Source organism: Streptomyces sp. NBC_01016, assembly GCF_026341035.1.
In the GTDB taxonomy this organism is placed as follows: Bacteria; Actinomycetota; Actinomycetes; order Streptomycetales; family Streptomycetaceae; genus Streptomyces.
On record NZ_JAPEOQ010000002.1, the window covers coordinates 819927 to 846610 of the forward strand.

Consider the following 26684-nt stretch of genomic DNA (forward strand, 5'->3'; position numbering starts at 1 on the left):
ACACTGAAGGCCGCCCCTCGGGCGGCCTTCGCGGTTTCAGGTACGCGCAGTCAGTGGGCCGCCGGATGTGCGGTCCACCACCAGGTGCGGTGCAGAAGTTGCGCGAACATGAGCGTCACCGTACCCGATGCCCGCGCGTGGGGCTCAGACGTGTCGCGTCCGTCTCAAAAGATGAGCGGGGGGATGGACGGGCGGCATGACCCCGTAATGTTTACGAGGTGACCGTGAACGCTAAGACCAGCGCAAGCGCTGGCAACACCTGGCGAGACCTGCCCGCGGCGCAGCAGCCCGAGTACCCCGATGCCGAGGCTCTGCGCGATGTGATCGCGGACCTCGAGTCGTATCCGCCGCTCGTCTTTGCCGGCGAGTGCGACCAGCTGCGCAACCGCCTGGCGGCCGTCGCCAAGGGAGAGGCGTTCCTGCTCCAGGGTGGCGACTGCGCCGAGGCCTTCGACGCCGTCTCCGCCGACCACATCCGGAACAAGCTGAAGACCCTGCTCCAGATGGGCGCCGTGCTGACGTACGCCGCCTCGGTGCCGGTGGTGAAGGTCGGCCGGATCGCCGGTCAGTACTCCAAGCCGCGCTCCAAGGGCACCGAGACCCGCGACGGCGTCACGCTGCCGACCTACCGCGGCGACTCCGTCAACGGCTTCGAGTTCAACGAGGCGGCCCGGATCCCGGACCCCGAGCGCCTGAAGCAGATGTACCACGCGTCCGCTTCGACGCTGAACCTCGTGCGCGCCTTCACCACGGGCGGCTACGCGGACCTGCGCCAGGTGCACGCCTGGAACCAGGACTTCGTGAAGTCGTCCCCGTCGGGCCAGCGCTACGAGAAGCTCGCCCGCGAGATCGACAACGCGCTGAACTTCATGCGCGCCTGCGGCACCGACCCGGCCGAGTTCCAGACGGTCGAGTTCTACGCCTCCCACGAGGCGCTGCTGCTCGACTACGAGTCGGCGCTGACCCGCGTGGACTCGCGTACGGGCAATCTGTACGACGTCTCGGGCCACATGGTCTGGATCGGCGAGCGCACGCGTCAGCTCGACCACGCGCACGTCGAGTTCGCCTCGAAGATCCGCAACCCGATCGGGATCAAGCTCGGCCCGACGACGACGGCCGAGGACGCGCTGCAGTACATCGAGCGCCTCGACCCCGACCGCGAGCCCGGCCGGCTGACCTTCATCGTCCGCATGGGCGCCGACAAGGTCCGCGACAAGCTGCCCGAGCTGGTGGAGAAGGTCACGGCGTCCGGCGCGCAGGTCGCCTGGATCACCGACCCGATGCACGGCAACACGTACGAGGCGGCCTCCGGTCACAAGACCCGGCGCTTCGACGACGTGCTCGACGAGGTCAAGGGCTTCTTCGAGGTCCACAAGGCGCTCGGCACGCACCCGGGCGGCATCCACGTCGAGCTCACCGGTGACGACGTCACCGAGTGCGTGGGCGGCGGCGACGAGATCTTCGTCGACGATCTGCACCAGCGCTACGAGACGGCCTGCGACCCGCGCCTCAACCGCAGCCAGTCGCTCGACCTGGCGTTCCTGGTGGCGGAGATGTACCGCGACCAGTGACGGCCATTGACCGTGGGTAACGCCGTGGGGCGCGGATCACAAGGATCCGCGCCCCACGGCACTTTTGTGCTTCCGGTCGGCCGGGTAAGGTTAGGTTAGCCTCACCGATCAATCGGGACGGCGCTGCCTATGAGTCCCGACGACGGTCCGACCGGGAGGTGAACCGCGTGTTCGTCTGCAACTGCTTCGGTGTCACCGAGGCGCAGGTCAAGAAGCACGCGGAGGACGGTGCCTGCACCCCCCGCCAGATAGCGTCGGCCTGCAAGGCCGGCACCGACTGCGGTTCCTGCGTCCGCCGGATCCAGGCACTGCTCGGCCGGAGCGCGTGCCCCCGCAGGGAGCTTGTCGAGCAGGGCGACTCGGCCGTTGCCCTCGCGCCGCAGGCCGAGTCGGCGGAACTGCCGGAAGCGGCCTAGCTCTAGCTCTCCGGCTGCTCGATGAGCTGCGCGATGTACAGCGCCTCACCCAGCTTCTCCACCAGCTCCAGCTGCGTGTCCAGGTAGTCGATGTGGTGCTCCTCGTCCTCGAGGATCGACTCAAAAAGGTTCGCAGACGTGATGTCGCCCTTGCCGCGCATCACCTCGATGCCCCGCTTCAGACGGTCGATCGCCTCGACCTCGACCTGCCGGTCCGCCTGGAACATCTCGGTGACCGTCTGGCCGACCCGGACGTGGAAGAGCCGCTGGTAGTTCGGCAGGCCGTCCAGGAACAGGATCCGGTCGGTCAGCACCTCCGCGTGCTTCATCTCGTCGAACGACTCGGAGCGTGTGTACTTCGCGAGCTTCGTCCAGCCGAAGTTGTCCTGCATCTTCGCGTGCAGGAAGTACTGATTGATGGCCGTGAGTTCGGCCGTCAGCTGCTCGTTGAGAAACTCGATGACCTCGGGGTCGCCCTGCATCGCAGAGGCTCCTTCCAAGCGGTTACTGGGCAGGTTTCGCGCATCCTTGCACCGGCACACGAGTGCGTCCAGTAAGTGCACGCTTAGTAGGAGTTGCCCGAATCAACGGTCGTGGCAGGTCCGGGCGGAGTGGGCGTGGTCACGTCCACTGCTCCAGGTCTGTCAGGATGGAGGCATGGGTCATCCGGTGGGTCGCGAGTCTGGGGGAGCAGTGCAGCCGGAGCTTCCACCGGGGCAGCGTCTGCAGCGCGGCTGGCCCGTCACGCACTACGGCCCGGTGCCCAAGTTCCGGCCCGAGCGCTGGGAGTTCAGGGTCTTCGGCGCGACCGCCGACGGTGACAAGCACTGCTGGAACCACGAAGAGTTCGCGGCGCTGCCGTACGGGACCGTGGTCGGCGATCTGCACTGCGTCACGAAGTTCAGCATGCTGGCCGCCGAATGGGGCGGCGTACGCGCCTCCACGATCCTGGAGCTCGCCCCTCCCGGGCCCGATGTCACCCATGTGATGGTGTGGGCCGAATACGGATTCTCGTCCAACCTGCGGCTGTCCGACTTCGCGTCCGAGCGGGCCATTTTCGCCACGCACAAGGACGGCGAACTGCTCACCGCGGAGCACGGTTTCCCGCTGCGCCTCGTGGTGCCCCACCTGTACGCCTGGAAGGGCCCGAAGTGGGTGCGCGGCGTCGAGTACATGACGGCGGACCGGCGCGGATTCTGGGAGGAGCGCGGGTACCACAACGTGGGCGACCCGTGGCGTGAGCAGCGGTACTCGTACCAGGAGGGGCCCGGGGAAGGGCCCGAGTTCTAGGCCTCTCGCCAGGCTTCCGGTACCCCCTGGGGGTCAGTGGTACTGGTGCACCACCGCGTGGCCCTTGCCGCGGCCGATCATCCAGCGGTTGACCGGGGTCGTCACCACGAAGGCGATCGCCGGCGAAGCGGCGAGCGCGACCCGGAACGCCGACATGAAGTCGGCGCCGGGCCGTGCGTGCTCCGCGCAGCGTGAGCGATTGACGTCCTCGTTGACGTCAGGCGCTGCGCAACCCCTGCAGTCGGGCCACGTCGGCCGCGTGCCCCTCCTTGCCGCCGGGTGTCTCGATGACCAGGGGAACGTTCTCGGTCGCGGGGTGGGCCAGCAGCTCGCGGAACGGGTCCTCGCCGATGTGACCGGAGCCGATGTTCTCGTGCCGGTCCTTGTGGGCACCCACGACGTCCTTGGAGTCGTTGGCGTGGATCAGCTTGAGGCGGCCCTCGCCGACCGTGTCCACGAGCAGGTCGAGGGTCTGCTTCATGCCGGCCGGGCCCGTGAGGTCGTGGCCCGCCGCGAAGATGTGGCAGGTGTCGAGGCAGACGCCCAGCTTGGGGTGGCGGTCGAGGACGTCGAAGTACGGGCCGAAGTCCCAGGTGCGCGAGCACAGCGAGGCGCCCTGGCCCGCGGTCGACTCCAGGAGCAGGAACGGGTCGTCGTCGTGGGTCAGCTCGTCGAGCAGCGGCAGCATGCGCTCGCGGACCTGCGCGAGGGCGACCTCACGCTCCCGGCCGCCGGTCGCGGAGCCGGTGTGCACGACGACGCCGAGGGCGCCGATCGCGCGGGCCCGGCGCAGCGAGTGGCGCAGGGAGTCCACGGACTTGTCCACGGTCGCCTCGGTGTGCGAGCCGAAGTTGATCAGGTACGGGGCGTGGACGTACGCCGGGATGTTCTCGGCGGCGCACTGGGCGCGGAAGTCCTCGTCCTGCTTGGGATTGCCGGGCGGAGTGGCCCAGCCGCGGGGGTTGGCCACGAAGACCTGGACGGTTTCGGCCTTGAGGTCACGGGCGTAGGAGAGGCCTACGGACGCGAGGCCGCCGGCCACGGGAACGTGACCGCCGATCGGGTTGCGGATGCTGCTGTTCACCCGGCCCAGGGTGTCATGCGTGTTCGAACGCCCGGGGCCGGGCCGCCGCTACCGGATGGTGATCGTGATGCTGGAGCCCTTCGGGGCCTCGTCGCCGCCCTCCACCGACTGGCTCTTGACGGTGTCACCGAACAGGCCGAGCAGCCCGCGGTTCTCCTCCGCCTCGAAGCCCGCCGCGCTGAGCTGAGTCTTCGCCTCGTCGACCTTCAGACCTGTGACATCGGGGACCTCGACCATGACGGGACCCTTGGAGATCGTCAGGGTCACCGTGTCGCCCTCGGCGAGCTGCTTGCCCTCCGCGGGCGACTGCCGGGCGATACTGCCCTTGTCCTCTTCGGAGTTGACCCGTTTCGTGGAGATCTCGGCCTTCAGGCCCGCGTCCTCCAGGTCGGCGATGGCGTCCTGCTCGGACTCGCCCGTGACGTCGGGGACGTCGATGGGGGAGCCCTTGGAGACGACCAGGGCGACGGCGGAACCGGCCTTGCGCGTCTTGCCCGCGCCGGGGTCCGTGCTGATCACCGAGCCCTTGGCGATCTGGTCGCTGAACTTCCTGGTGGTCATGCCCGGTTCGAGATCGCGCTTCTTGAGATCGCTCTTCGCCTTGTCCAGCGGGGTGCCGCTGAGGTTGGGGACCTTCACGGTCTTCGCGCCCCTGGACACGGTCAGGTCCACCGTCCCGCCGTTGCGGATGCGGTCGCCGGAACCCGGGTCGCTGTCCATGACGGTGCCGCGCTTGTACGTGTCGCTGTACGCGCGGTTGACCGTGCCCCTCTCCAGGCCCGCGTCGGAAAGGCGCTTCTCGGCCTGCGTCTGCGTCTGGTTGAGGACGGACGGGACCTTCGTGAACTGGCCGGAGTTGATGTACCAGACGCCGGTGCCGAGGCCGAGGACCAGCAGGACCGCCGCGAGGATCGCGAGGGTGCGGCGCTGCGGGCCGCGACCGCGACCGCTGCCGTGCGCCGGCCCGGGGGCCGTGGGAGGCAGGGGCGGCGGCATCTCCAGGCGGCTCGTCCGGTTGAGCCGCGCCTGGTCCGCGGAGTCCGTGGGCAGCGGCAGCTGTACGGACGTGCCCAGCGCGCGCGGGATCACGCTCGTACGGTCGTCGGCCCCCACGTACTCCGTGTCGAGCGCCTGCGGCGGCACCGCGTCCAGCTGGACGTCGGTGAGCGTCGACCGGGCGCCCCTGGCCTGCCCGAGGAGCGCCACGGCGTCGTACGGGCGCACCTCGGGGGTGCGCGCCGTCGCCGACGCGACCAGTTCGTCGAGCTCGAAGGGGAGGCCGGGGACCGCCGCCGAGGGCGGGGGCACGTCCTCGTGGAGGTGCTTGTAGAGGATCTGGGCGGGGGACTCGCCCGCGTGCGGCTTACTGCCCGTGAGCATTTCGTAGAGCACGACACCGCACGCGTAGACGTCGACGCTCGGTGTCGCCGTGCCGTTCTCGATCTGCTCGGGCGCCAGGTACGAGACCGTGCCGAGGACCGCGCCCGTCGTGTTCGTGACCGTGTCCACCGCGCGGACCAGGCCGAAGTCCGCCACCTTGACCCGGCCGTCGTCCCCTATCAGGACGTTCTCCGGCTTCATGTCGCGGTGCACGAAGCCGGCGCGGTGGGCCGCTCCCAGCGCGGCGAGGACCGGCTCCAGGATGTCGAGGGCGGCGCGCGGCCGCAGTGCGCCCCGGTCGCGCAGCACGTCGCGCAGGGTGCAGCCGGCGACGTACTCCATCGCCAGATACACGTACGGGCCGTCGGTGCCCTGGTCGTACACCCCCACGACGTTGGGGTGCGAGAGGCGGGCCACCGACTTGGCCTCGCGGATGAAACGGTCGACGAACGAGACGTCGGCGGCCAGCGAGGGGTGCATCACCTTGAGCGCGAGCACGCGGTCGAGGCGGGTGTCCACGGCCCGGTAGACCGTGGCCATCCCGCCGACCGCGATGCGTGCGTCGACGCGGTACCGGCCGTCGAGCACGTGCCCGAGCAACGGGTCCTGAAGGGTCGTGTCCACGCAGGCGAGTGTACGAGGAGTGACCGACAGGCAGGCCGCGTGCTGCCGGACTGGGCCCGTCCTGCAGCACAGCTGTGACCGGTGTCGCCGTGCGCCCGCGTCAGAAGGCGGGGCGCTCCGGGTCGAGCCGCGCCCGCCCCTCCATGGGCGAGGACGCCTCCGCGAAATGGCGCTTGGGGATGCGCCCCGCGCGGTACGCGAGCCGACCCGCCTCCACCGCGTGCCGCATGCCCTCGGCCATCAGGACCGGCTCCTGCGCGCGGGTCACCGCCGAGGCGAGCATCACACCGGCGCAGCCGAGTTCCATGGCGAGTGTCACATCGGAGGCCGTGCCCGCGCCCGCGTCCAGGATCACCGGCACGCGCGCGTGCTCGGTGATCAGCTGGAAGTTGTGCGGGTTGCGGATGCCGAGCCCGGAGCCGATGGGGGAGCCGAGCGGCATGATCGCCGCGCAACCCACGTCCTCCAGCTTGCGGGCCAGGACCGGGTCGTCGTTCGTGTAAGGCAGGACCGTGAAGCCGTCGTCCACCAGCGTCTCCGCGGCGTCGAGCAGCTCGATCGGATCGGGCAGCAGGGTGCGCTCGTCGGCGATGACCTCGAGCTTCACCAGGTCCGTGCCGAGCGCCTCGCGCGCGAGGCGGGCCGTCAGGACGGCCTCTCCCGCGGTGAAGCAGCCGGCCGTGTTCGGCAGCACCCGGATGCTCAGCTTCTCCAGGACGGAGAGCACCGAGCCGTGCACGCCCGCGTCCACGCGGCGCATCGCCACGGTGGTGAGTTCGGTTCCGGAGGCCATCAGGGCGCGCTCCAGGACGTCGAGGCTGGGCGCCCCGCCCGTGCCCATGATCAGACGCGAGGAGTACGCGTCGCCCCCGAGGGCGAAAGTGTCGTCGGCCACGGACGGTTCAGCCTCCTTGTACGGCCGTGAGGACCTCGACGCGGTCTCCGTCGGAGAGCGCCGTGGCGGGCCATTGCGTGCGGGGGACGACGATTTCGTTGAGGGCGGCGGCGACGCCCTTGGGGGCGGTGGTGAGCGTGGTGACCAGGAGGTCGAGCGTGGTGCCCGCGACCACCGTGCGTGGCTCGCCGTTGATGTGGACCTTCATGCGGGCTGCTCCAAGAGGGCGGTGCCGAAGCGTTGCGGTGTGAACGGGCGGGCCTCTTCCGGGAGTTCACCCGTGGTCAGGGCGTGCGCCATGGTGTCGCCGGTGATCGGCGTCAGGAGCACGCCGTTGCGGTAGTGGCCGGTGGCGAGGAGGAGGCCGGGCAGGACGGTCGGCCCCAGCAGCGGGGCGTTGTCGGGGGAGCCGGGGCGCAGACCCGCGCGGGTCTCGGTGAGCGGGAGTTCGGTGATGCCGGGGACGAGTTCGTGGGCGTCCCGCAGGAGTTCGTAGACGCCTCCCGCGGTGACCGTGGTGTCCCAGCCGAGCTCGTTGCTGGTCGCGCCCACGACGAGTTCGCCGTTGACGCGCGGCACCAGGTAGATGTGGCTGCCGCGCACGACCGCGCGGACCGTGCGGCTGAGGAAGGGCGCGTACCGCTTCGGCACCGTCAGGCGCAGCACCTCGCCCTTCACGGGGCGGACCGGCGGCAGCACCGCGTCGGGCACCCCCGCGAGCTGCCCGCTGCGGCTGCCCGCCGCCAGCACGACCTGGTCCGCGGCGAGTTCGGTGCCGTCGGCGAGGACCGCGCCGCGCGCCCGGTCGCGGACGACACAGAGCCTTTCGGTCCACGACCGGTGGAAGGTCACGCCGGAGCGCTCACAGGCCGCCACGAGGGCGCTCGCGAGCCTTCTCGGGTCGATCTGGTGGTCCCCGTCGACGCGCAGTCCGCCGCGCACTCCCGGGGCGAGCATCGGTTCGAGGCGGCGGCAGTCGCGGCCCGAGAGCCACTCGGATTCGAGCCCCGACTTCGTTTGCAGCGCGTGCAGTTCGCGCAGGTGGGCGCGGTCGTCGGCGTCGAGCGCGACCGCGAGCGTGCCGCACGCGCGGTAGCCGAGGTCCTGCCCGGTGGCCTCGGACAGCTCGGCCGCGAAGTCCGGGTAGCGGCGCGCGGAGGCGAGGTTCAGGCCGAGCAACGTCTGCTCGCCGTGGTGGAGTTCGGTGACGGCGGCCAGCATTCCGGCCGCCACCTGGGCGGCCCCGCCGCCGGGTTCGGGGTCCGCGACCGCGACGGAGAGACCGCGCTGCGCGGCCCGCCAAGCGGTGACGAGACCGATGATGCCGCCACCGACGACGAGGACGTCGCAGGTGTGCGAATGAACGGATGGCGTCGACGACATGGGCGTCAAGCCCCTCCCTTCGCCGGTATGACCCGGATCAGGTTCGTACGGTCGAAGGCCGCTCCAGCCTCCCTCTCAGCCCGCTGCGTACGGGCTCCCGCGAGTGCTCTACGTTGGCCACCCTAGCCGTTCACCATGGCCTCCAGTAAGGGAGTCTCAGCCCGTGGCCCGTTCTCTCGACGGTCTTGTTCTGTCCCCCGTTGTCGACCAGGCACCGGGGCAGGTGGGTACGCGGACCCGCTTCACGTACCGGGAGAGGGACGGCCGGATTTCGGCCGCCTACGTAGGCGGCGATGTCGTGGAGGGGCACCTTGTGGGCACGCGCTCAGGGGACGGGATCGACTTCCGCTACGTACAGCTGAAGACCGACGGAACGACCTCCTCCGGGCACTGCGTCTCGACCGTGTCCGAGCTCCCGGACGGCCGGGTGCGCCTCGACGAGACCTGGGAGTGGGAGTCGCAGCCGGGCAGCGGCACCAGCGTGGTCGAGGAGCTCCCCGGCCGGGCGTGAGCGCCGCGGCGCCGCCCTTCTCTTGATCGCTAAACCGCCGGCACATGTGCAGGACGTCACGGCGCGGGAGTGGCCCGCACCGCTGACTGACGAAAGATCAGGTGCCTAAGGTTGATCCCGTGAGTGAGCAGCGGAGCGGGAGCGGAGCGCCTTCGGGGCAGCGGAACGTCGTCATCGTGGGCGCGGGCATGGCCGGTGTGCAGACGGCGGTGGCGCTGCGCGAACAGGGCTTCGCCGGCGCGGTCACGCTGCTGGGCGCCGAACCCCATCAGCCGTACGACCGGCCTCCGCTGTCCAAGGCGGTGCTGCTCGGCAAGGCCGAGGGCTCGGCCTTCGACGTGGACTTCGAGGCGCTCGGCGTCTCCCTGGAGCTGGGCCGCGAGGTGACCGGGCTGCGGCCCGGCGACCACGAGCTCGACACGGCCGAGGGCCCGGTCCCGTACGACGTACTGGTCGTGGCGACCGGCGCCGAGCCCGTCCAGCTGCCGGGCACGCGATCCGCCCCCGGAGTGCACCTGCTGCGCACGCTCGACGACGCCGAGCGGCTGCGGCCCGTCCTCGCGGAGCAGCACGACGTGGTGGTCGTGGGCGCCGGCTGGATCGGCGCCGAGTTCGCCACCGCGGCCCGTGAGGCCGGCTGCCGGGTCACGGTGGTGGAGGCCGCGGAACGGCCGCTGACCGGGGCGCTGCCCGCCGAGATCGCCGCCCCCATGGCGGCCTGGTACGCCGACGCCGGAGCCCAGCTGCGCACCAACGCGCGCGTGGAGAGCGTCGAGCCGGGCGTCGTGGTCCTCGACGACGGCACGCGGCTGCCCGCGGGAGCCGTCGTCGTCGGCATCGGCGCCCGCCCCGCCACCCGCTGGCTGGCCGGCTCCGGCATCGAGCTCGGCGCCCACCGCGAGGTCCTCGCGGACGACGGGCTGCGCACGTCCGTGCCCGACGTGTACGCGGTGGGGGACTGCTCCTCGTTCCCCTCGGGGCGCTACGGGGAGCGCCTCATGGTCCACCACTGGGACAACGCGCTGCAGGGGCCGCGCACGGTGGCGGCGAACATCGTCGGCGAGACCCCGGCGGTGTACGACCCGGTGCCCTATTTCTGGTCCGAGCAGTTCGGCCGGTTCGTGCAGTACGCCGGGCACCACGCGGGCGCCGACACGACGGTGTGGCGCGGCGACCCCGCCGGCGCCGCCTGGTCGGTGTGCTGGCTGCGTGGCGGCGCCCTGGTGGCGGTCCTCGCCGTCGGCAAGCCGCGTGACCTGGCCCAAGGGCGCAAGCTCATCCAGGCGGAGACCGCGCTCGACCCGGAGCTCCTCGCGGATCCGGCCCGCCCGCTGAAGTCCGCGGTGACGTCCAAGGCGTGACAGAACGTGACGGAAGGGGCGAAACGGGAGTAGCCGTGGCCCATCCGCACCGGCCCGGCTTCCGAGTGTCAGTCCGGGATGGCAGGCTTGTCCTGTGACCGAGATTGACGCAAAGATCGATGCTCTTGTCCCTGCCTGGCTCACCCTCCCCGACATCGCGGAACAGCTCGATGTCGAGGTGACGCGTGTGCGACAGCTGGTCAAGGAAGGCCAGCTGATCGCCGTGCGCCGCGGTGAGAACAGGGCGCTGCACGTGCCCGACGCCTTCATCGACGGCGACAAGATCGTCAAGGGGCTCGTCGGCCTCCTGACGGTTCTGAGGGACGACGGCTTCAGCGACGAAGAGATGCTGGAGTGGCTCTTCACCCCCGACCCGAGCCTGCCGGGCACGCCCGCGCAGGCCTTGAGCGAGAATCGCGGCACGGAGGTGAAGCGCCGCGCCCAGGCGCTCGCCGTCTGACCTGACAACTGTCCGGCGTGCGCACCGCGAGCCTCGTGGTGCGCACGCCACCGACATCGCACGACCCACGGGGGGACTTCATGGCGGAATCGTCCAAGCGCGCGCTGCTCGCCGATGCGCGGCTCTACCTGTGCACCGACGCGCGCAGGCGCCAGGGTGATCTGCCGGAGTTCCTCGACGCCGTGCTGGCCGGCGGCGTCGACATCGTGCAGCTGCGCGACAAGGGCATGGAGGCCGGCGAGGAGCTGGAGCACCTCCAGGTGTTCGCCGATGCGGCCCGCCGCCACGGCAAGCTGCTCGCGGTCAACGACCGCGCGGACGTCGCCCACGCGATCCGCTCGGACGTGCTGCACCTGGGCCAGGGCGACCTGCCGGTCCCCGCGGCCCGCGCCGTCCTCGGCGAGGACGTGCTCATCGGCCGCTCCACGCACGCCGAGGACGAGGCCGCCGCGGCCGCCGTCCAGGAGGGCGTGGACTACTTCTGCACGGGCCCCTGCTGGCCGACCCCGACCAAGCCCGGGCGGTACGCCCCCGGCCTGGACCTGGTGCGTTACACGGCGGGTCTGGACACGGACCGCCCCTGGTTCGCGATCGGCGGCATCGACCTCACGAACCTGGACGAGGTGCTGGAGGCCGGCGCCCGCAGAGCCGTCGTCGTCCGGGCCATCACGGAGGCCGACGATCCGGCGGCCGCGGCAGCCGAGTTCGCGAAGCGCCTGCGTGCCGTCTGACCCGCGCGGTCCCGAAGGAATCCGCCAGTAACGGCCGTCCTGGTGGCCTGTCCGCAAGGTGGACGGGGATTAGGGGCTTTGGATATCCGTCAGTAACCTGCCCGTATGGCCCTAGGTACCGCTTCCACCAGGACTGATCGTGCCCGCACCGTGCGCGACATGCTCGCGCCCGGCAAGACGGCTTTCTCGTTCGAGTTCTCCGCGCCGAAGACCCCGAAGGGCGAGCGCAACCTGTGGAACGCCCTGCGCAGGGTAGAGGCGGTCTCGCCCGACTTCGTCTCCGTGACGTACGGCGCGGGCGGCTCCACGCGCGCGGGCACCGTCAAGGAGACCCAGCAGATCGTCGCCGACACGACGCTGACGCCGGTGGCCCACATCACCGCCGTCGAGCATTCGGTCGCCGAACTGCGCAACATCATCGGCCAGTACGCCGACGCCGGTATCCGGAACATGCTCGCGGTCCGTGGCGACCCGCCCGGCGACCCCATGGGTGACTGGATCTCGCACCCCGAAGGCCTCACGTACGCGGCCGAACTCGTTGAATTGATCAAGGAGTCCGGGGACTTCTGCGTCGGTGTCGCCGCATTCCCCGCGATGCACCCGCGCTCGGCGGACTGGGACTCCGACGTGCGGCACTTCGTCGACAAGTGCCGCGCGGGCGCCGATTACGCGATCACGCAGATGTTCTTCTACCCGGAGGAGTACCTGCGGCTGCGCGACAAGGTCGCCGCGGCCGGCTGCGAGACGCCGATCATCCCGGAATGCATGCCGGTGACGAGCGTGCGCATGCTCGAACGCCTGCCCAAGTTGAGCAACGCGGACTTCCCTCCGGAGTTGAAAGAGCGAATCCTCACAGCAAAAGACGATCCAGCCGCTGTACGCTCCATTGGCATCGAGTTCGCTACGGAGTTTTGCGCCAAGCTGCTTGACGAGGGAGTGCCGGGTCTGCACTTCATTACGCTCAACAACTCCACGGCGACGTTGGAGATCTACGAGAACCTGGGCCTGCACCAAGAGCGGGGCTGACTTCGCCGTACCCACCAGGGCTACGGCCGTACGAGAGGGGCGTACATGGGCTGGGCGGTCCTCTATGTCGCGTTCGGACTGGTGGCACTGTGGCTCCTCGGTGAGGTCCTGCTGCAGTACAAGGCGCGGCTGCGCTGGCGGCTGCTGGCCTTCGGCGGCTTCCTCGGAGTCGTGATCGGTGTCCTTATTCCTTCGGTGTACGTCATCGGGGTCGGGGCCATCGCGTTCGCGATCGGGCAGACGTACGTCACGCTGTCGTTCCGCCGCGGGTTCGCCGCGGGCTGGTCCCTCAAGGGCGTGCCGGGTGTTCCCGGCATCGACCGGGGGCGGCGCTCCGAGAAGGAGCTGCACCAGGACCCGACGCTCCAGGTCTCGGACCTGGAGTACGAGCAGGCGCCGCAGGAGTACGCGCCGGTCCCCGAATACGCGCCGGTCCCGGAGTCGGCGGCCGAGAGCACGGCCGTGTACGCCCCGGAGCCGATGCCCGACGACACCAGCCAGTACGGCGTCTATCAGGACTCGCCGTACGCCCAGACCGCCCAGGCGGCGCACGGGATGCAGGACTACGGCTACGACGCCGGGGCCTACGGCTACGACCAGCAGAGCTACGGCTACGACCCGGCTCAGCAGCCGTACGCCGCCCCGTACTCGGACCCGTACATCGGGACGCAGACCTACCCGGCGCAGCCCCAGTACGGCGACCCGTACGCCGCCGGGCAGGGCTACGCCGACCCGTACGCGCCGGCCGCGGGCTACGGCGGGGAGACACCTCCCGGCGGCGTCTGGGTGCCGCAGCAGCGCAACAACGACGGGCAGCAGACCTACGGCGGTGAACTGCCGCCCGAGCAGCAGTACCCGACGTACCCGCAGCACGACCCGAACACCGGGTACGACAACAACGGGTACAACGAGCAGCAGTACAGGTACTGAGCCAAGTACCGGACCTGGTACCGGACCTGGTACTGAACGCGGAGCCCCGAGCAGCCTGAGGCGCTCGGGGCTCTTTGCGGGCTACCGCAGTTCACGCAGGCGCCCATGGAGCGGAACGCAGGCGCCCATGGCTCACTGCGAGCCCTGGAAGTCCGGCCCCTCCACGATCAGGCCCGCCACCAGCGCGCCGGACATGCCCGCGTGCGGCAGGCCGCCGCCCGGGTGGGACCAGCCGCCCACGGTCGTCAGACCGGGCAGGGCCGTGGTGTTCGGCGCGTGCAGCAGCTCGCCGCCCGCCGCCGCGAGCGCGGGGGCGGGCACGGCGCCGCCCTCGGCCCCGGTGGCCTCTGCGATGTCCTGCGGGGTGCGCACCTCGTGCCACAGCAGCCGCTCGCGCAGGTCGGGCACCGCACGCTCGGCCGCCGCGAGGACCCGCTCCACGTCGGCCTCGCCCACGCGCGCGTGCGACGGAACCGTCACCGTGAGCGTCACCGCCTCGTGCTCGGCGTCCGGCACCGCCGTCGCCTCATCGGTGCGCAGCACCGCCACCGTCGGTCTCGAAGGCGCCGCGCCGCCTTCGAAGAGCCAGGCCAACTCGGCGTCCCGGTCCGCCCCGTGCACGACCGTGCGGTGCGGGGTGGCCGTCGGCCGGGCCCCGCGCAGCGCGAGGTGCACGGTCAGCCGGCTCGGCCACGCCGACTCGCGCTGGGCCGGCCCCTCGGCGCGCACGGGCCGACCCGGAAGCAGCCCGCCGAGCACGCCCGGGGCGACGCCCGCCACCACGAACTCGGCTTCCTCCACCGTGCCGTCGGCCAGTTCCACACCGGCCGCGCGCCCGTCCTTCTCCACGATCCGGGTGACGGCCGAGCCGAATCTGAACTCGACCTTCCGCTTCAGGCAGCGCGCGTGCACGGCGTCCGCGAGGGCCCGCATTCCGCCGGTCACCGCCCATGTCCCGAACGTCTGCTCCATGTAGGGCAGCACGGCCGCGCTCGCAGGGGCCGTACGGGGATCGAGACCGCTCGCCAGCGCGTACTGCTCAAGGAGCGCCACGAGGCGCGGCTCCCCGCCCAGCTCGAGCGCACCGATCTCGGCGAGCGTCGCCGCCGCGCGGTCCTTGCGAAGGACCCGCTTGTGCACTACCGCGGGGTACGGCTCGCGGTCGGCCAGCACCTGCCAGTTCGGCCACAGCGGCTCTTCGAGCAGCGGGCGCCGCGAGCGGTCCCAGGCCTCCCGCGCGCGGTTCATGAACGCCGACCAGCGCCCGCCCGCGCCCTGACCGATCGCCGCGTCCAGCGCCTCGGCGACGCCAGCCCGCCGCGCGTTCGGCAGGTCCGTCGTCGTGCCGTCCGCGAAGACATGCCGCACTGCGGGCTCGATCTGGGTGAGGCCGACGAGATCCTCCAGCGGCTCCTTGCCGGTCTTGATGAACAAGTCCCGGTGGACCGCGGGCAGATGGAGCAGCCCCGGGCCCGTGTCGAACGCGAAGCCGTCGCGCTCGATGCGGCCCAGTGACCCGCCGTACGTCGACGCGCGCTCGAAGACCACCGGTCGGTGGCCCGCGACGGCCAGCCGAGCGGCGGCCGCCATGGCGCCCATCCCCGCGCCGATCACCGCAATTCGTGCCATGCCAGGGACCTTATCCGCCACCACTGACAACACCGCCGCCAGGTCGCGGCGGCCGGTGGACCGCTGAGTGCGGGCACGCAGTGCGCCTGGGCCTGAGCGCGGACGTCTGAGTATCCGTACCTAGTCGGGGAGATGAGTAGATACGCGGATGGGTCCGGACCTGCGCAGACGGAAGAGTGGAGACCACGGAGAGGGGCACGGATGCGGCACCGCCGACACGGGGCGGCGGAACGGATCGAGTGCCTCTTGCCGCTCCTCTCGCCCGCAAGGGCGGGAGTGAGCACGGGGGACCCTGGAGGGAGACCTAACGGGGGTCCAACGGGGGAAACGGGGGATCCACGGGGGAACAACGGGGATCCACGGGGGATGCGCCGGTCCGGTGAGGCCTGAGAACGACCACAGGCCCTGCCGGACCGGCGCTTCATTTGTGCCGGCGGCCCCGGCCCGGCAGCTGTGCCTCAGGCCTTGCCCGTCAGCGGCTGCCCGCCGCCCACCCGCCCCTGGAGCAGCAGCGAGAGCGCGCCGTGGACATCGTCCAGCGAGCGCTCGGGCTGGAACGCCTGCCAGTCCAGGGCGGCCACGAGGACCATGCCCACGAGGGCCGCCGCCGTGAGCGGCACATCGATCTCCTCGCTCAGCTCACCGCTCTCCACCGCGGCCCGCAGAACGTCCTCGACCACGGCCACCGTCTCGTTGCGGACCACGGCGAGCGTGGACTGCCAGGCACGGTTGGTGCGCCACAGCTCGGCGACGTAGAGCTGGGTGAAGGCCGGGTACTGGTCGATGAACTCGAGACCCGCACGGATCATCGCGTCCAGGGCGTCGACCTTGCTGCCGCCGTTCTCGTCCGACTTCTGCGCCGCCTCCCGGAGGGAGGCGGAGAGGAGCCCGACGCCGTGCCGCAGCAGCTCCTCGAAGAGGACCGACTTGCTGGCGAAGTTGTAGTAGACCGTGCCCTTCGCGACCCCGGCCCGCTCGGCGATCTCGTCGACCGTGGTGGCGGAGAAGCCCTGTTCCGCGATGAGCGTGACCGCGGCCTCGTAGAGCTTCTGCCGGGTGGCCTGGCGCCGTGTGCTGCTTTCCATGCCCCTGATTCTCACAGGAGCCGATGTGGGTGCGCTCACAGGCTCAGCTCCGGGTGCAGTCGGTCCAGCGTCCACACCTGCTTGCGCCGGGCCGTCCACGCCGTGAGGGCGAGCGCGCCCACCGTGAACGCCGTGAGCACCACGCAGGCCTGCCACACGGGCCCGAGCCCGCCGCCGGAGATCAGTCGCCGCAGGGCCTCGACGACGTAACTCATCGGCAGGAACGGGTGCAGCGCGTTGAAGAAGCCGGGGCTCGTCTGCACCGGATAGGTGCCGCCCGCCGACGTCAGCTGCAGCATCAGGAAGGCGAGCACAAGGATGCGGCCCGCCGCCCCGAAGCGCGCGTTCAGCCACTGCACGATCGCCGCGAAGCACGCCGTGACCAGGAACAGGAAGCCGACGGTTCCCGCCGCGTGCAGCATCTGCAGCCCAAGTGCCCAGTGCAGTACGGACATCAGGGCCGCCACCTGTAGGAACCCGAGCGCGGCCACGGGCAGCCAGCCCGCGAACGCCACCCTCCAGGACGAGGAGCCGGCTGCGAGGGCGCGCCGGTTCATCGGCTGGATCAACATGTAGGCGACCATCGCGCCCACCCACAGGGAGAGCGGGATGAAGTAGGGCGCGAAGCCCGTCCCGTAGTTGGGCGCCTTGTGCAGCGACTGGGAGGCCAGCTGGACGGGGTCGGCCATCACCCCGGTGCGCTGGTCGCGGTCCTTCTTGTCGTAGTCGGGGATCTTCTGCACGCCGTCGTGCAGTCCGCCGGCGAGCTTGCCCGAGCCGTCGGCCAGCTGGAACATTCCGCCGTTCAGGTCGTTCGCGCCGGTCTTCAACTCGCCGACCCCGGAGTTGAGTTCGGCCGATCCGGACTGCGCCGTGCCGAGCCCCGTGTGCAGCTTCTGGGCGCCCGCGGCGACCTGGCCCGCCCCGTCGTTGAGCTTGTTGATCTGGGCGACCGCGTTGTCGAGGTCCTTGTCGAGCGTCGGGGCGTTCTTGGCCAGGGCCTCGGACTGCTCCTGGAGCGTCGCCAGGTGGCTGTCCATCTGGCCGAGGTTCCCGTGCTCGTCCTGGATGAGCGTGTTCAGGTCGTCGGAGATCGTGGCGACGTCGTTCGCGGCCGTCTTGGCCTTCTTCAGGTCCGGGCAGGCGGGATCGTCGATCACCGCCTTCTCGCAGCGCCTTTCGTAGACGGCGTCCAGGGCGTCGGAGCCCGCGTGCGCGCCCGTACGTGCGGTGGGGGCGATCCTCACCAGGTCGTCCAGGTTGTGCCGGACGCCCGCCGCGGAGTCGGCGACGAGCCGCGCCGTGTCGGCGATCGCCTTCTTGTTGCCCTTCAGGAAGGGGCGTACCTGATCGGCGGCGCCGTTCACCTTGTCGGCGAGCTGTTGCGTGCCGTCGGAGACCTGTCGGGAGCCCGATTCCAGGTCACCGGCTCCGGTGGTGAGCTTGGTCAGGCCGCTCTCCAGGTCGCCGCTGCCCTTCTTGGCGTCCTTCAGGCCGTCGGCCAGGTCCTTCGAGCCCTTCTTGGCCTTGCCGATGCCACCCTCGAGCTGGTCCGCGCCCTTGGCCGCCTTCTGCGTCGCGTCATGGATGTCCGAGAAGGACACGAAGATCTTGTCGAGGAACGAGCGCGACGCGTTGCTCGACGCCGCGGAGCGCACCTCGGAGAAGACCGTCCGGGAGATCTGCCCGACGATGTAGTTGTTCGCGTCGTTCGTGCGCACCTGGAGGGCGCCGGTCTCGGGCGACTCACCCGAACTCGACGCGATGCGCTTGCTGAAGTCCTTCGGCATGGTCAGCGACAGGTAGTACGTGCCGTCCTCCAGGCCCTTCTTGGCCTGCGCGGAGTCGACCTCGTGCCACTGGAAGGTGTCGCTGTCGTACAGCCCCTTGGTGATGTCGTCGCCCGCGGTGACCTTCTTGCCGGCGGCCGTCGCCCCCTGGTCGTCGTTGACGAGCGCCACGGGGATCTTGTCGAGCTTGCCGTACGGGTCCCAGAAGGACCACAGGTACAGCGCCCCGTAGAGCAGCGGCAGCAGCAGAAGCGCGACGAGTGCGGCACGCGGCAGCTTTCCCCTGCCGAAGCGCCTGAGTTCAAGCGCGGCGAGCTTCGGCGAGCGCATCGGCCGTCTCCTTCGCGGTGTCGTTCGTGGTGTTCACCGGAGCGGTCGATACGACGACCGCCCCTTCGGGGGCCTCGCTGCACACGGCGACAACCGTCGTGCCCGCGTCGGCCACGGTCCGCAACTGGGCCCAGATCTCGGCCCGCTCGGCGTCCGCGAGCTTCAGGTCGGTGTCGTCGACGCCGATCAGGCGGGGCCGGGAGATGAGCGCGAGTGCCAGGGACAGGCGCAGCGCTTCGAGGCGCTCCAGGTCGCGCACGGAGGTGCGGGAGCCCTTCGGCAGCGTCTCGGTGTCGAGCCCCGCGGCGGCGAGCGCGGCGTCGATGCGCAGGCTCGCCTCGGCCCGCCGCTCGGCGGGCGTGCGCAGCAGCCCGCGGAGCGTTCCGTCGAACCTCCGCTGCAGCAGCGCCTGTTCGCGCAGGTGCTCGGCCACGGTCAGGGCGGGGTCGAGCTCCGTCACGCCGGGGACGTGCGCGAGCGCGCTCATCCTGCGTACGGCGGTCAGCTGCTTCGGCAGCCGCATCCCGCCGACCCGCGCCGTGCCCTCGCTCGGCTTCATCCGCCCGGTCAGCGCGAGCAGCAGGCAGGTGCGCCCGCTGCCGGAGGGGCCCTCGATCGCGACGAGCGAGCCCGCCGCCGCGTCGACGTCGATGCCCCGGAAGGCCCAGCCCCGCGGCCCCTTCAGGCCGAACTCCGTGGCGGCCACCGAGGCTCCGGCCGTCGCCCCGTGCTCGTCCGCGCTCGTCGCCCCGCTTGCCGGGCCGTCCATGGTTCCCCCTGGGCACCTCTTTGAACTGACTGGTCAGTGCAAAAGTTAGCCCGAACTTCCGATCGAAGCAAAATGCCTGGTCAGGGCCGATTGTCAGTGGCGTACCCCACGATGGACACATACGGCCACAGCGCCGTCACACAGACGACAGGAGGTTCGTCATGGCTGGACACGAGGCACCCACCGCAGCTGCCACCCGCCGCCGCGGCGCCACCGGCCCTGCCCCCTCACCCACCGGACCGGCGAGCGACATCCACCCGGTGCTCCGCCGGGCCGGTGCTCCGCCCGCCGCCCTCGATCTGCTCGCCCAGGCCCGCGCCGGACTCGACGAGGCGTCCGTGCTCGAGACTTCGAACGAGCGGTACGCCACGGCCCATCTCGCCGCGCTGCGCACCGCCGCCGCCGTGCTCGCGGCGCGCGGCAGGCCCGAGTCCACGCCAAGGCGCCGCGCCAAGATCCGCAGCGCGTGGGAAGTGCTCCCCGAGATAGCCCCCGAGCTGGCGGAGTGGAGCATCCTGTTCGCCTCGGGCGCCACCAAGCGGGCCCGCGCGGAGGCGGGCATCCGCGACGCGGCCACCGCACGCGACGCCGACGACCTGCTGCGTGACGTGGCGATGTTCCTGCGCCTGGTCGAGCGCGCGCTCGTGCTGCAGCCGGTGCTGCCCCAGCCCCGGCGGGAGGGGGACGAGCGCGCGAGCCCGGGAAAGGTGCAGGACGCGGGGTAGCGGGCCGGCGGCGCACGGATGGCATGGGTGCAGGGCCGCGCCCATTAGGGTGGAGGCGCCCGAACCAGTACTTGCTCCGCCGCCGGTCGGAGCCGCCCCGAGGAGTCACCTGCCGTGTCGGATCACCACCCTCGAACCACGTCACCGCGCTCCGACTCCTCGCGGCCCCGCGCCTCCCTCCGTACCGCCGTGGTCTGGGACGTCCTCCAGGACGCCCTCGACCGGCGCGCCAAGTCGGCGGGGAGCGAGGCCCACGGCGTTCTCGATGTACTCGACACCGGGGGCGGCAGCGGCAACTTCGCGGTGCCGGTCGCCCAGCTGGGCCACCGCGTCACCGTCGTCGACCCGAGCCCGAACGCGCTGTTCGCCCTGGAGCGCAGGGCGGCGGAGGCCGGTGTCGCCGACCGGGTGCGCGGCGTCCAGGGCGATGTCTCGGGCCTGTTCGACGTCGTCGAGCGCGACGGATACGACGCGGTCCTGTGCCACGGCGTCCTCGAGTACGTGGAGGAGCCCGCGGAGGGCGTGCGCAACGCCGTGGGCGCCCTGCGCTCCGGCGGCGTGCTCAGCCTGCTCGCCGCGGGCCTCGGCGGCGCCGTCATCGCGCGGGCCCTCGCGGGGCACTTCAAGGAGGCCAGGCATGCGCTCGACGACCCGGCCGGCCGCTGGGGCGAGGGCGACCCGGTGCCGCGCCGCTTCACGGCCGAGCAGCTCACGGAGCTCCTCGTCGGGGCCGGAGTGGACGTCGGCGCGGTGCACGGTGTGCGGGTCTTCGCGGACCTCGTCCCGGGCGTCCTCGTGGACACCGAGCCGAGCGCGCAGCGGGAGCTGCTGAAGCTCGAGGCGGCCGCCGCGGAGCTGCCCGCCTTCCATGCCGTGGCCACGCAACTGCACGTGCTCGGTGAGAAGCGAGTGGCCGAAGAGGGCTGACCGGGCCGACCGGTGGCCGGGCGCTGCCGCTGATCAGCGGCGCAGCGTTTGATGGAGTACGCCACAGGCCCCCCGATCGGGCGCTCGGCGCCGTATGATCTGAGGTGACGGTCCGGCATGACGGGTCGGCCTCCGGGGCATGTCGCCCTGTGAGCCGGGACGCCGTGTCGTGGTCGGCAATGGCGAAGTTGGCGTAGAGGGGCGGGTTTCACGGGGGCGATTCCCTGCCTATCCTGAAGGGGACCCCCGGTCGCCCCGGCGACTGCACGATGAGGAGGACTCCGTGCCGCTCTCGGAGCACGAGCAGCGCATGCTCGAGCAGATGGAGCGAGCGCTGTACGCCGAAGATCCCAAGTTCGCGACAGCGCTTGAGGGAAGCGGGCTGCGTACATACACCCGACGTCGGGTCTACCAGGCAGTCGTGGGCTTCCTGGTGGGTATCGCGCTCCTCATGGCAGGAATGGTCGCGCAGCAGATCTGGATCAGCGTGGTGGGGTTCCTCGTCATGCTGGGGTGTGCCGTGCTCGCCGTCACCGGCTGGCGCAAGGCCCCCAAACCAGGCGAGCAGCCGGCGGCCGGATCCGCGGGAACCGCGCCGGGCGCGCCGGCGACGCGACGGCAGGGCAAACAGAAGCGCTCCATGATGGACCGCATCGAGCAGCGCTGGCAGCGCCGCCGGGACGAGCAGGGTGGCGGCGGCCGCTAGGAGCAGGCCGTCGGCATACGAGTGTGAAGGGTGACCGCGTCGTGCGGTCACCCTTTCTGCGTAACAAGCCTCTCTGGTTGTAACAAGCCTTCTGGCCGTGGGGGACCGGCCCGGCTGTCGTGGGCCGGCCCCGCCGTGGGGGCCGGCCCCGCTCAGCCTTCCTGGCGGGTCGGTCGCGTCGGCCGGGTGAACCGGCCGCGCACGCTCAGGGTGAACGACTCCCAGCGCCGCGCCGCCGCCCACACCACCCGGACGGTCGAGCGGGGCGCGAACGTCGCCCGGAGCCGGGTCGACCGGCTCGATTTCGCGTGCAGATCGTCGTGCAGGCGGCGCACGTCCTCGCCCAGACCCGACGCGGGCCGGGGCCGGGGCGCGTACAGGACCTGCTCCACCGCCGCGGCCACCCGGTGCACGCTGTCGGCCGCATCGGGCTCTAGCTCACCGATCCGGACGATGCGGGCCGCCGCCGTCCGCGGGGTCTGCGAGTCGTCCGGCGCGATGCCGTGGTCCCACGCCGTGTCCGTGACCTCGCGCCAGGCGGCCAGGGTGCGCCCGGCGGCATCGGCGTCCGTGCGGCCCGCCGAACCGAGCCGCAGTGCCCGGACCCGCCTGCGCCACAGCATCGGCAGCAGCGGCACCGCGACGACCAGCAGCGCGATCAGGGCCACCACGGCGATCGTGCCGAACGGCGGCCCGTCGTCCGGCGAGCCGCCCACGACCGCAGGCGCGGTGCTGGCGCAGCTGCCCTCCTTGCGCTGGGCCACCGAGCAGCTCTCGGACGTCGAGGGCTCCGGGGCCGAGGGCGTGGCGGAGGCGGACTCGCTGGGCGCCGCCGGATTGCTGGGGCTGCCCGCCGGGTTGTTCTCGACCGTGTAGTCCGGGGCCGTGCCGCGGTTGGGCGTGGGCTCGAAGCGGGTCCAGCCGACGCCCTCGAAGTACAGCTCGGGCCAGGCGTGCGCGTCGCGCAGGCCCACCGAGTACTTCCCCTCACCCGCGGGTACGCCCGGCGTGAAGCCGACCGCGACACGGGCCGGGATGCCCAGCGTGCGCGCCATGGCGGCCATCGAGAAGGAGAAGTGGACGCAGAAGCCCTCCTTCTGCCTCAGGAACCGGGCGATCGCGGCGGAACCGCTGCCGGCCCGCACCTCCGTGTTGTACGTGAACCCGCCGCTGACCGCGAAGTAGTCCTGCAGCTTCACCGCACGCTCGTAGTTGTTCGACGCGCCCTCGGTGATCTTGAGCGCGGTCGTGCGGACCACGTCCGGAAGCGAGGCGGGCACCTTGGTGAACTCGCGGACCATGTCGCCGGGCGGCTCGCCCGCGGCGGCGAGCTGCTGCGGTGTCGGCCGCACGATCAGGCTGTCGACGGTGTACGTCTTCCCGCGCGTGGTCTGCCCGTGGTCGCCCACCAGCGTCCGGCCGACCCGCTCGAACCGCCAGCGCCCGTCGATCCCCACCTGCGTCGCCGGATAGGGCATCGGCAGCCAGTCCTGCGCGTACCAGTCGGCCGCCGAGATCGACGTCCGCACCTGGGTCCTGCGCACGTCGGCGCCCAGACCCGGCGGATCCGGCAGGGGGGACGGCACGTCGTCGATGCTGCGCACCGAGGGGCGCCAGGTCGTGCCGTCGAACTCGTCGAGCGCCACGATCCGCAGATACATGTCGGACGTCTCGTCCGTGTTCGTCCGGTACGTCATCACCTCCCGGTCCTCCGGCTGGTTCAGGCTGTTCTGCAGCGAGACCAGCGGGTTGACCGCGGAGATCGTGCCGCCACCCCCGGCCCCGCCGCGCACACCCTTGCCGGACGGGCCGAGGAGCCCGCCGTCCAGGGCGGGCAGGGCGAGCGGCACCACCAGGGCGATCCCCAGGGCGACGGCGCCGATCCGGCGGCCGGTGCGGACCGGGGCCAGGGCGCCGCCCCCGCCGCCCTCCTGCACGGGCGTGGACCCGCCGGGCGTCCGCCCGGCGCCGCCGAACACGCGGCCCCACTGGGAGAGCCGGTCGCGCCCCTCCGCGAGCAGCAGCAGGAGGTAGCCGGCGGCCGCGAGCAGGAACCACAGCCAGCCGGCGCCGCCTTCGGAGAGCCCGGCGGCGACCGAGTACAGGGCGAGCAGCGGCAGCCCGGCCGGGGCCGCGCTGCGGAACGTCACTGCGAGGGCGTCCACGAAAAGACCGATCACCAGCGCGCCGCCCACCAGCATCAGCCGGATGCCGTCGGTCAGCGGCGCCGGTATGGCGTACTGCCCCACGTCCTCGCCGCCCGCCTGGAGCAGCACGCCGAAGTGCCGGAAGGCCTCGGGGCCCGGCAGGACCGTGGCGATCGCCTGGTCGCGGGCGAAGAGGACGGTGAGCAGCAGCAGCGACACGAGGGCCTGCGCCGCCACGGTCAGCGGGCGGGCGAGCGGCACCCGGCGGGCGAGCGCGCCCACCGCGGCCTGGATCACCAGCAGGATCGCGGTCTGCAACAGCCAGGTGGACCGGTCGACCAGCGGGAGCAGCGCGCACGAGGCCAGGAACGTGGCCAGCGTGGCGCAGATCGACAGGCGGGCGCCGCCGCTCATGACCAACCCCCTGAAGTGTTCGGGGAACGCGGGGGACCGGCCGGCGCGGACAGTCCGGTACGCTCCCGGTCCGCCTGCCGCCAGAGCTCCTCGAGGGAGGCGCCGTGCGGCACGGCCACCGCGGTCCAGCCCGCTTCCTGCAGCATCCGCAGCCGCTCGGTGCAGCGCTCCGAGACCGGCGCACCGGGCCCCTGGGTCCAGGAGTCGCTGTCCAGGACGAAGGCGAGCGCGCCACCGCTGCGGCGGCGCATCTTGGCGACGACGGAGGCCTGTTCCTCGTCCAGATCGCCGAGGAAGGCCACCAGAAGTCCTTCGTTGCCGCCGCGCAGCACGTCGTACGCGGCGGAGAGCGTGCCGCTGTCGGAGTGGTCGACGACGGCGAGCGTGTCCATCATCAGGCCTGCCGCGTCGGCCGACTCCTGGCTCGCGCCCGCGAAGCCGTCGGTGCCCTCGCCCGGCACCGCGTTGCCCGTGTCCGTCAACAGGCGGACGGAGAAGCCGCGTTCGAGCATGTGCACCAGGGCGGAGGCCGTGGCGGACACCGCCCACTCGAAGGCCGAGTCGGGTCCGGCGCCCTGGAAGGCGGGCGCGCGGGTGTCGAGCAGCACGGTGCAGCGGGCCCGCTGCGGCTGCTCCTCGCGGCGCACCATCAGCTCGCCGTAGCGCGCGGTCAAGCGCCAGTGGACGCGGCGCAGATCGTCCCCGTACCGGTAGCCGCGCGGGATCACGTCGTCCTCGCCGGCCAGCGCGAGCGAGCGCTGCCGCCCGTCCCCGTACCCCTTGGCCTCACCGGTGAGCCGCACCGGAGGCAGCGCCGTCACGCGCGGGATCACCGTCAGGCTGTCGTACGTCGAGAAGGACCGGGTCAGTTCGCACATGCCGAAGGGGTCGCTCAGGCGCAGCTGCAGCGGGCCGAGCGGATAGCGGCCGCGCAGGTCGGAGCGGACCCGGTAGGACACCTCGCGGCGGCCCCCCGCCTCGACCCGGTCGAGGACGAACCGGGGCCGCGGCCCGAGCACGTACGGCACCCGGTCCTGGAGCATCAGCAGGCCTGTCGGCAGCCGGGAGATGTTGTCCATGCGCAGGTGCACGCGTGCCTCGGAACCCGCCGGTAGGCGCGCGGGGGAGAGCTTGCGGCTGCCCGCGACCCGGTAGCGGGTGCGGTACAGGACGCCCGCGCACACCAGCGGCAGCGCCGCGAGCAGCAGACCGACCCGGAGCAGATCGCTCTGCCCGAGGACGTACGCGCAGATCCCCGCCGCGATGCCGGCGGCAAGGAACGAACGGCCGCGCGTGGTGAGTCCGGCGAGGGCGGTGCGCAGACCGCTCTTGTCGCCGACGTTCTTGCCCGCGCCACCGTCCGTGAATCCGCCCCCCGGATCCGGCGCGTAGCTCCCGACCTGTCCCCCCGGTGTCATCACAGCCTCCGCGGACCGGGCGGCTGCTGGCCGTACAGCGGGGGCGTCGTCGAGTCGTAGGTCTGCGCGGCGCGGGGCTCCGCGGCCGGGACCGGGGTGCGCTGCAGGATGTCGAGGACGACCTGCTCGGCGGTGCGCCGGTTCAACTGGGCCTGGGCGGTGGGCAGCAGACGGTGCGCCAGGACCGCCACGGCCAGCGTCTGCACGTCGTCGGGCAGCGCGTACTCGCGGCCCGCGAGGGCCGCGGCGGCCTTGGCCGCGCGCACCAGGTGCAGCGTCGCGCGCGGGGATGCGCCGAGTCTGAGGTCGGGATGCGTGCGCGTGGCGGTGACCAGGTCCACCGCGTAGCGCCGTACGGCGTCGGCGACATGGACCGTGCGCACGGCGTCGATGAGCTTCACGATCTCGTGCGCGTGCGCCACCGGCTGCAGGTCGTCCAGCGGGTTCACGCCGCCGTGCACGTCCAGCATCTGCAGCTCGGCCTCCGGGCTCGGATAGCCGATGGAGACGCGGGCCATGAAGCGGTCGCGCTGGGCCTCGGGCAGTGGGTAGGTGCCCTCCATCTCGACCGGGTTCTGGGTGGCCACCACCATGAAGGGGCTGGGCAGTTCGTAGGTCGTCCCGTCGATGGTGACCTGGCGCTCCTCCAGGGACTCCAGGAGCGCGGACTGCGTCTTCGGGGACGCGCGGTTGATCTCGTCCCCGATCACGATCTGCGCGAAGATCGCGCCCGGCTTGAACTCGAAGTCCCGCCGCTGCTGGTCCCAGATGGACACCCCGGTGATGTCCGAGGGCAGCAGGTCGGGCGTGAACTGGATGCGGCGCACCGAGCAGTCGATGGACCGCGCGAGCGCCTTCGCCAGCATCGTCTTGCCGACGCCCGGAACATCCTCGATGAGCAGATGCCCCTCGGCGAGCAGCACGGTCAGCGAGAGTCGTACGACCTCTGGCTTGCCCTCGATCACAGCCTCCACCGACCCGCGCACACGCTCCGCGGTGGTGGTCAGATCAGTGAGGCTCGCTCGATCGTCATAGGTCGTCACCCAGCCCTCCTCGGCCCGTACTTTCCGGGCCGACGCGCA

Annotated in this window: 26 protein-coding genes, 1 pseudogene and 1 riboswitch; of the genes and pseudogenes, 12 read left to right on the forward strand and 15 right to left on the reverse strand. The window is 71.6% G+C overall.

Annotated elements, in window-relative coordinates; all coding sequences use genetic code 11:
* Window positions 1-50: 50 nt before the first annotated feature.
* The gene (locus tag OG746_RS45670) at window positions 51-110 is read right to left on the reverse strand and encodes a trp operon leader peptide (RefSeq protein WP_524540543.1); all 60 of its coding nucleotides are present in this window, start codon (window positions 108-110) and stop codon (window positions 51-53) included.
* Window positions 111-218: 108 nt separating this feature from the next.
* Here OG746_RS45670 and OG746_RS30430 point away from each other — a divergent pair, with 108 nt between their 5' ends.
* Window positions 219-1571, forward strand: a complete 1353-nt coding sequence (locus OG746_RS30430; RefSeq protein ID WP_266720518.1) for a class II 3-deoxy-7-phosphoheptulonate synthase — start codon at window positions 219-221, stop codon at window positions 1569-1571.
* 158 nt (window positions 1572-1729) lie between these two features.
* A complete protein-coding gene (locus OG746_RS30435; RefSeq protein WP_266720520.1) occupies window positions 1730-1987 on the forward strand; it encodes a (2Fe-2S)-binding protein in 258 nt (85 codons plus the stop codon).
* Between the two features lie 2 nt (window positions 1988-1989).
* On the opposite strand, the gene bfr is transcribed toward OG746_RS30435, so the two are convergent.
* The gene (gene bfr, locus OG746_RS30440) at window positions 1990-2469 is read right to left on the reverse strand and encodes a bacterioferritin (protein WP_266720522.1); all 480 of its coding nucleotides are present in this window, start codon (window positions 2467-2469) and stop codon (window positions 1990-1992) included.
* Window positions 2470-2644: 175 nt separating this feature from the next.
* On the opposite strand from bfr, the gene OG746_RS30445 reads away from it, so the two are divergent.
* The gene (locus tag OG746_RS30445) at window positions 2645-3277 is read left to right on the forward strand and encodes a sulfite oxidase-like oxidoreductase (RefSeq protein WP_266720524.1); all 633 of its coding nucleotides are present in this window, start codon (window positions 2645-2647) and stop codon (window positions 3275-3277) included.
* A 33-nt stretch (window positions 3278-3310) separates the two neighbouring features.
* On the opposite strand, the pseudogene OG746_RS30450 reads toward OG746_RS30445, so the two are convergent.
* The 6 genes and pseudogenes from OG746_RS30450 to thiO form a co-directional block, all read right to left on the reverse strand.
* Window positions 3311-3424: pseudogene (locus OG746_RS30450) on the reverse strand (DUF4396 domain-containing protein); the annotation flags it as partial.
* Between the two features lie 70 nt (window positions 3425-3494).
* Window positions 3495-4361: a deoxyribonuclease IV gene (locus OG746_RS30455; RefSeq protein ID WP_266720526.1), complete on the reverse strand. Its 867-nt coding sequence runs from the start codon at window positions 4359-4361 to the stop codon at window positions 3495-3497.
* Window positions 4362-4409: 48 nt separating this feature from the next.
* Window positions 4410-6365, reverse strand: a complete 1956-nt coding sequence (gene pknB, locus OG746_RS30460; RefSeq protein ID WP_266720528.1) for a Stk1 family PASTA domain-containing Ser/Thr kinase — start codon at window positions 6363-6365, stop codon at window positions 4410-4412.
* A gap of 100 nt (window positions 6366-6465) precedes the next feature.
* Window positions 6466-7260 (reverse strand): thiazole synthase, encoded by a 795-nt coding sequence (locus OG746_RS30465; protein ID WP_266720530.1) that lies wholly within the window; start codon window positions 7258-7260, stop codon window positions 6466-6468.
* A gap of 7 nt (window positions 7261-7267) precedes the next feature.
* Entirely contained in the window at window positions 7268-7468 is a 201-nt protein-coding gene (thiS, locus tag OG746_RS30470; protein ID WP_266720532.1) for a sulfur carrier protein ThiS, read from the reverse strand.
* Complete coding sequence (gene thiO / locus OG746_RS30475) at window positions 7465-8643, reverse strand: glycine oxidase ThiO (RefSeq protein ID WP_266720534.1); 1179 nt, start codon at window positions 8641-8643, stop codon at window positions 7465-7467. Before thiO ends, thiS begins: the two co-directional genes overlap by 4 nt.
* Window positions 8641-8754, reverse strand: a riboswitch (TPP riboswitch). (Overlaps the previous gene by 3 nt.)
* Window positions 8755-8806: 52 nt before the next feature.
* Here thiO and OG746_RS30480 point away from each other — a divergent pair.
* The 6 genes from OG746_RS30480 to OG746_RS30505 all read left to right on the forward strand — a co-directional run bounded on the left by OG746_RS30480 (window position 8807) and on the right by OG746_RS30505 (window position 13662).
* Window positions 8807-9154, forward strand: coding sequence for an avidin-fold protein (locus OG746_RS30480; protein ID WP_266720536.1), 348 nt, complete (start codon window positions 8807-8809; stop codon window positions 9152-9154).
* Window positions 9155-9273: 119 nt separating this feature from the next.
* Window positions 9274-10515: an NAD(P)/FAD-dependent oxidoreductase gene (locus OG746_RS30485; protein WP_524540499.1), complete on the forward strand. Its 1242-nt coding sequence runs from the start codon at window positions 9274-9276 to the stop codon at window positions 10513-10515.
* A gap of 94 nt (window positions 10516-10609) precedes the next feature.
* Window positions 10610-10975 carry an Rv2175c family DNA-binding protein gene (locus tag OG746_RS30490; RefSeq protein WP_266720538.1) on the forward strand — a complete coding sequence of 122 codons (366 nt, stop codon included), beginning with the start codon at window positions 10610-10612 and terminating at the stop codon, window positions 10973-10975.
* An 80-nt stretch (window positions 10976-11055) separates the two neighbouring features.
* On the forward strand, window positions 11056-11706 hold the full coding sequence (gene thiE / locus OG746_RS30495) for a thiamine phosphate synthase (RefSeq protein ID WP_266720540.1): 651 nt from the start codon (window positions 11056-11058) through the stop codon (window positions 11704-11706).
* 105 nt (window positions 11707-11811) lie between these two features.
* Window positions 11812-12732 (forward strand): methylenetetrahydrofolate reductase [NAD(P)H], encoded by a 921-nt coding sequence (gene metF / locus OG746_RS30500; protein ID WP_266720542.1) that lies wholly within the window; start codon window positions 11812-11814, stop codon window positions 12730-12732.
* 45 nt (window positions 12733-12777) lie between these two features.
* On the forward strand, window positions 12778-13662 hold the full coding sequence (locus OG746_RS30505) for a hypothetical protein (protein WP_266720544.1): 885 nt from the start codon (window positions 12778-12780) through the stop codon (window positions 13660-13662).
* A gap of 132 nt (window positions 13663-13794) precedes the next feature.
* On the opposite strand, the gene OG746_RS30510 is transcribed toward OG746_RS30505, so the two are convergent.
* The 4 genes from OG746_RS30510 to OG746_RS30525 all read right to left on the reverse strand — a co-directional run bounded on the left by OG746_RS30510 (window position 13795) and on the right by OG746_RS30525 (window position 19265).
* Complete coding sequence (locus OG746_RS30510) at window positions 13795-15291, reverse strand: phytoene desaturase family protein (protein WP_266720546.1); 1497 nt, start codon at window positions 15289-15291, stop codon at window positions 13795-13797.
* A gap of 458 nt (window positions 15292-15749) precedes the next feature.
* Window positions 15750-16376: a TetR/AcrR family transcriptional regulator gene (locus OG746_RS30515; RefSeq protein WP_266720548.1), complete on the reverse strand. Its 627-nt coding sequence runs from the start codon at window positions 16374-16376 to the stop codon at window positions 15750-15752.
* 35 nt (window positions 16377-16411) lie between these two features.
* The gene (locus tag OG746_RS30520; protein WP_266720550.1) at window positions 16412-18496 is read right to left on the reverse strand and encodes a YhgE/Pip domain-containing protein; all 2085 of its coding nucleotides are present in this window, start codon (window positions 18494-18496) and stop codon (window positions 16412-16414) included.
* A complete protein-coding gene (locus OG746_RS30525) occupies window positions 18468-19265 on the reverse strand; it encodes an ATP-binding cassette domain-containing protein (RefSeq protein ID WP_266720552.1) in 798 nt (265 codons plus the stop codon). The genes OG746_RS30520 and OG746_RS30525 overlap by 29 nt, the downstream gene beginning before the upstream one ends.
* A 161-nt stretch (window positions 19266-19426) precedes the next feature.
* Between OG746_RS30525 and OG746_RS30530 the strand changes: the two genes are divergently transcribed.
* From OG746_RS30530 to OG746_RS30540, 3 genes are all read left to right on the forward strand, one after another.
* A complete protein-coding gene (locus tag OG746_RS30530) occupies window positions 19427-19990 on the forward strand; it encodes an SAV_6107 family HEPN domain-containing protein (RefSeq protein WP_266720554.1) in 564 nt (187 codons plus the stop codon).
* Window positions 19991-20104: 114 nt separating this feature from the next.
* A complete protein-coding gene (locus OG746_RS30535; RefSeq protein WP_266720556.1) occupies window positions 20105-20917 on the forward strand; it encodes a methyltransferase in 813 nt (270 codons plus the stop codon).
* 283 nt (window positions 20918-21200) lie between these two features.
* Window positions 21201-21623: an SCO2097 family morphological protein gene (locus tag OG746_RS30540; protein WP_266720558.1), complete on the forward strand. Its 423-nt coding sequence runs from the start codon at window positions 21201-21203 to the stop codon at window positions 21621-21623.
* A 152-nt stretch (window positions 21624-21775) separates the two neighbouring features.
* Here OG746_RS30540 and OG746_RS30545 read toward each other — a convergent pair whose 3' ends face one another.
* From OG746_RS30545 to OG746_RS30555, 3 genes are read right to left on the reverse strand one after another with little or no spacing between them, the layout of a single operon-like run.
* Entirely contained in the window at window positions 21776-24184 is a 2409-nt protein-coding gene (locus OG746_RS30545; protein ID WP_266720560.1) for a transglutaminaseTgpA domain-containing protein, read from the reverse strand.
* On the reverse strand, window positions 24181-25602 hold the full coding sequence (locus OG746_RS30550; protein WP_266720561.1) for a DUF58 domain-containing protein: 1422 nt from the start codon (window positions 25600-25602) through the stop codon (window positions 24181-24183). Before OG746_RS30550 ends, OG746_RS30545 begins: the two co-directional genes overlap by 4 nt.
* Window positions 25602-26645 carry an AAA family ATPase gene (locus OG746_RS30555; RefSeq protein WP_266720562.1) on the reverse strand — a complete coding sequence of 348 codons (1044 nt, stop codon included), beginning with the start codon at window positions 26643-26645 and terminating at the stop codon, window positions 25602-25604. Before OG746_RS30555 ends, OG746_RS30550 begins: the two co-directional genes overlap by 1 nt.
* Window positions 26646-26684 lie beyond the last annotated feature (39 nt).

Bases quoted from the DNA above. Each gene is read 5' to 3' on its own strand.
- bfr (WP_266720522.1), bottom strand. From the start codon at position 2,469: ATGCAGGGCGACCCCGAGGTCATCGAGTTTCTCAACGAGCAGCTGACG.
- OG746_RS30445 (WP_266720524.1), top strand. From the start codon at position 2,645: ATGGGTCATCCGGTGGGTCGCGAGTCTGGGGGAGCAGTGCAGCCGGAG.
- thiS (WP_266720532.1), bottom strand. From the start codon at position 7,468: ATGAAGGTCCACATCAACGGCGAGCCACGCACGGTGGTCGCGGGCACC.
- thiO (WP_266720534.1), bottom strand. From the start codon at position 8,643: ATGTCGTCGACGCCATCCGTTCATTCGCACACCTGCGACGTCCTCGTC.
- thiE (WP_266720540.1), top strand. From the start codon at position 11,056: ATGGCGGAATCGTCCAAGCGCGCGCTGCTCGCCGATGCGCGGCTCTAC.
- metF (WP_266720542.1), top strand. From the start codon at position 11,812: ATGGCCCTAGGTACCGCTTCCACCAGGACTGATCGTGCCCGCACCGTG.
- OG746_RS30505 (WP_266720544.1), top strand. From the start codon at position 12,778: ATGGGCTGGGCGGTCCTCTATGTCGCGTTCGGACTGGTGGCACTGTGG.
- OG746_RS30510 (WP_266720546.1), bottom strand. From the start codon at position 15,291: ATGGCACGAATTGCGGTGATCGGCGCGGGGATGGGCGCCATGGCGGCC.
- OG746_RS30515 (WP_266720548.1), bottom strand. From the start codon at position 16,376: ATGGAAAGCAGCACACGGCGCCAGGCCACCCGGCAGAAGCTCTACGAG.
- OG746_RS30520 (WP_266720550.1), bottom strand. From the start codon at position 18,496: ATGCGCTCGCCGAAGCTCGCCGCGCTTGAACTCAGGCGCTTCGGCAGG.
- OG746_RS30525 (WP_266720552.1), bottom strand. From the start codon at position 19,265: ATGGACGGCCCGGCAAGCGGGGCGACGAGCGCGGACGAGCACGGGGCG.
- OG746_RS30530 (WP_266720554.1), top strand. From the start codon at position 19,427: ATGGCTGGACACGAGGCACCCACCGCAGCTGCCACCCGCCGCCGCGGC.
- OG746_RS30545 (WP_266720560.1), bottom strand. From the start codon at position 24,184: ATGAGCGGCGGCGCCCGCCTGTCGATCTGCGCCACGCTGGCCACGTTC.
- OG746_RS30550 (WP_266720561.1), bottom strand. From the start codon at position 25,602: ATGACACCGGGGGGACAGGTCGGGAGCTACGCGCCGGATCCGGGGGGC.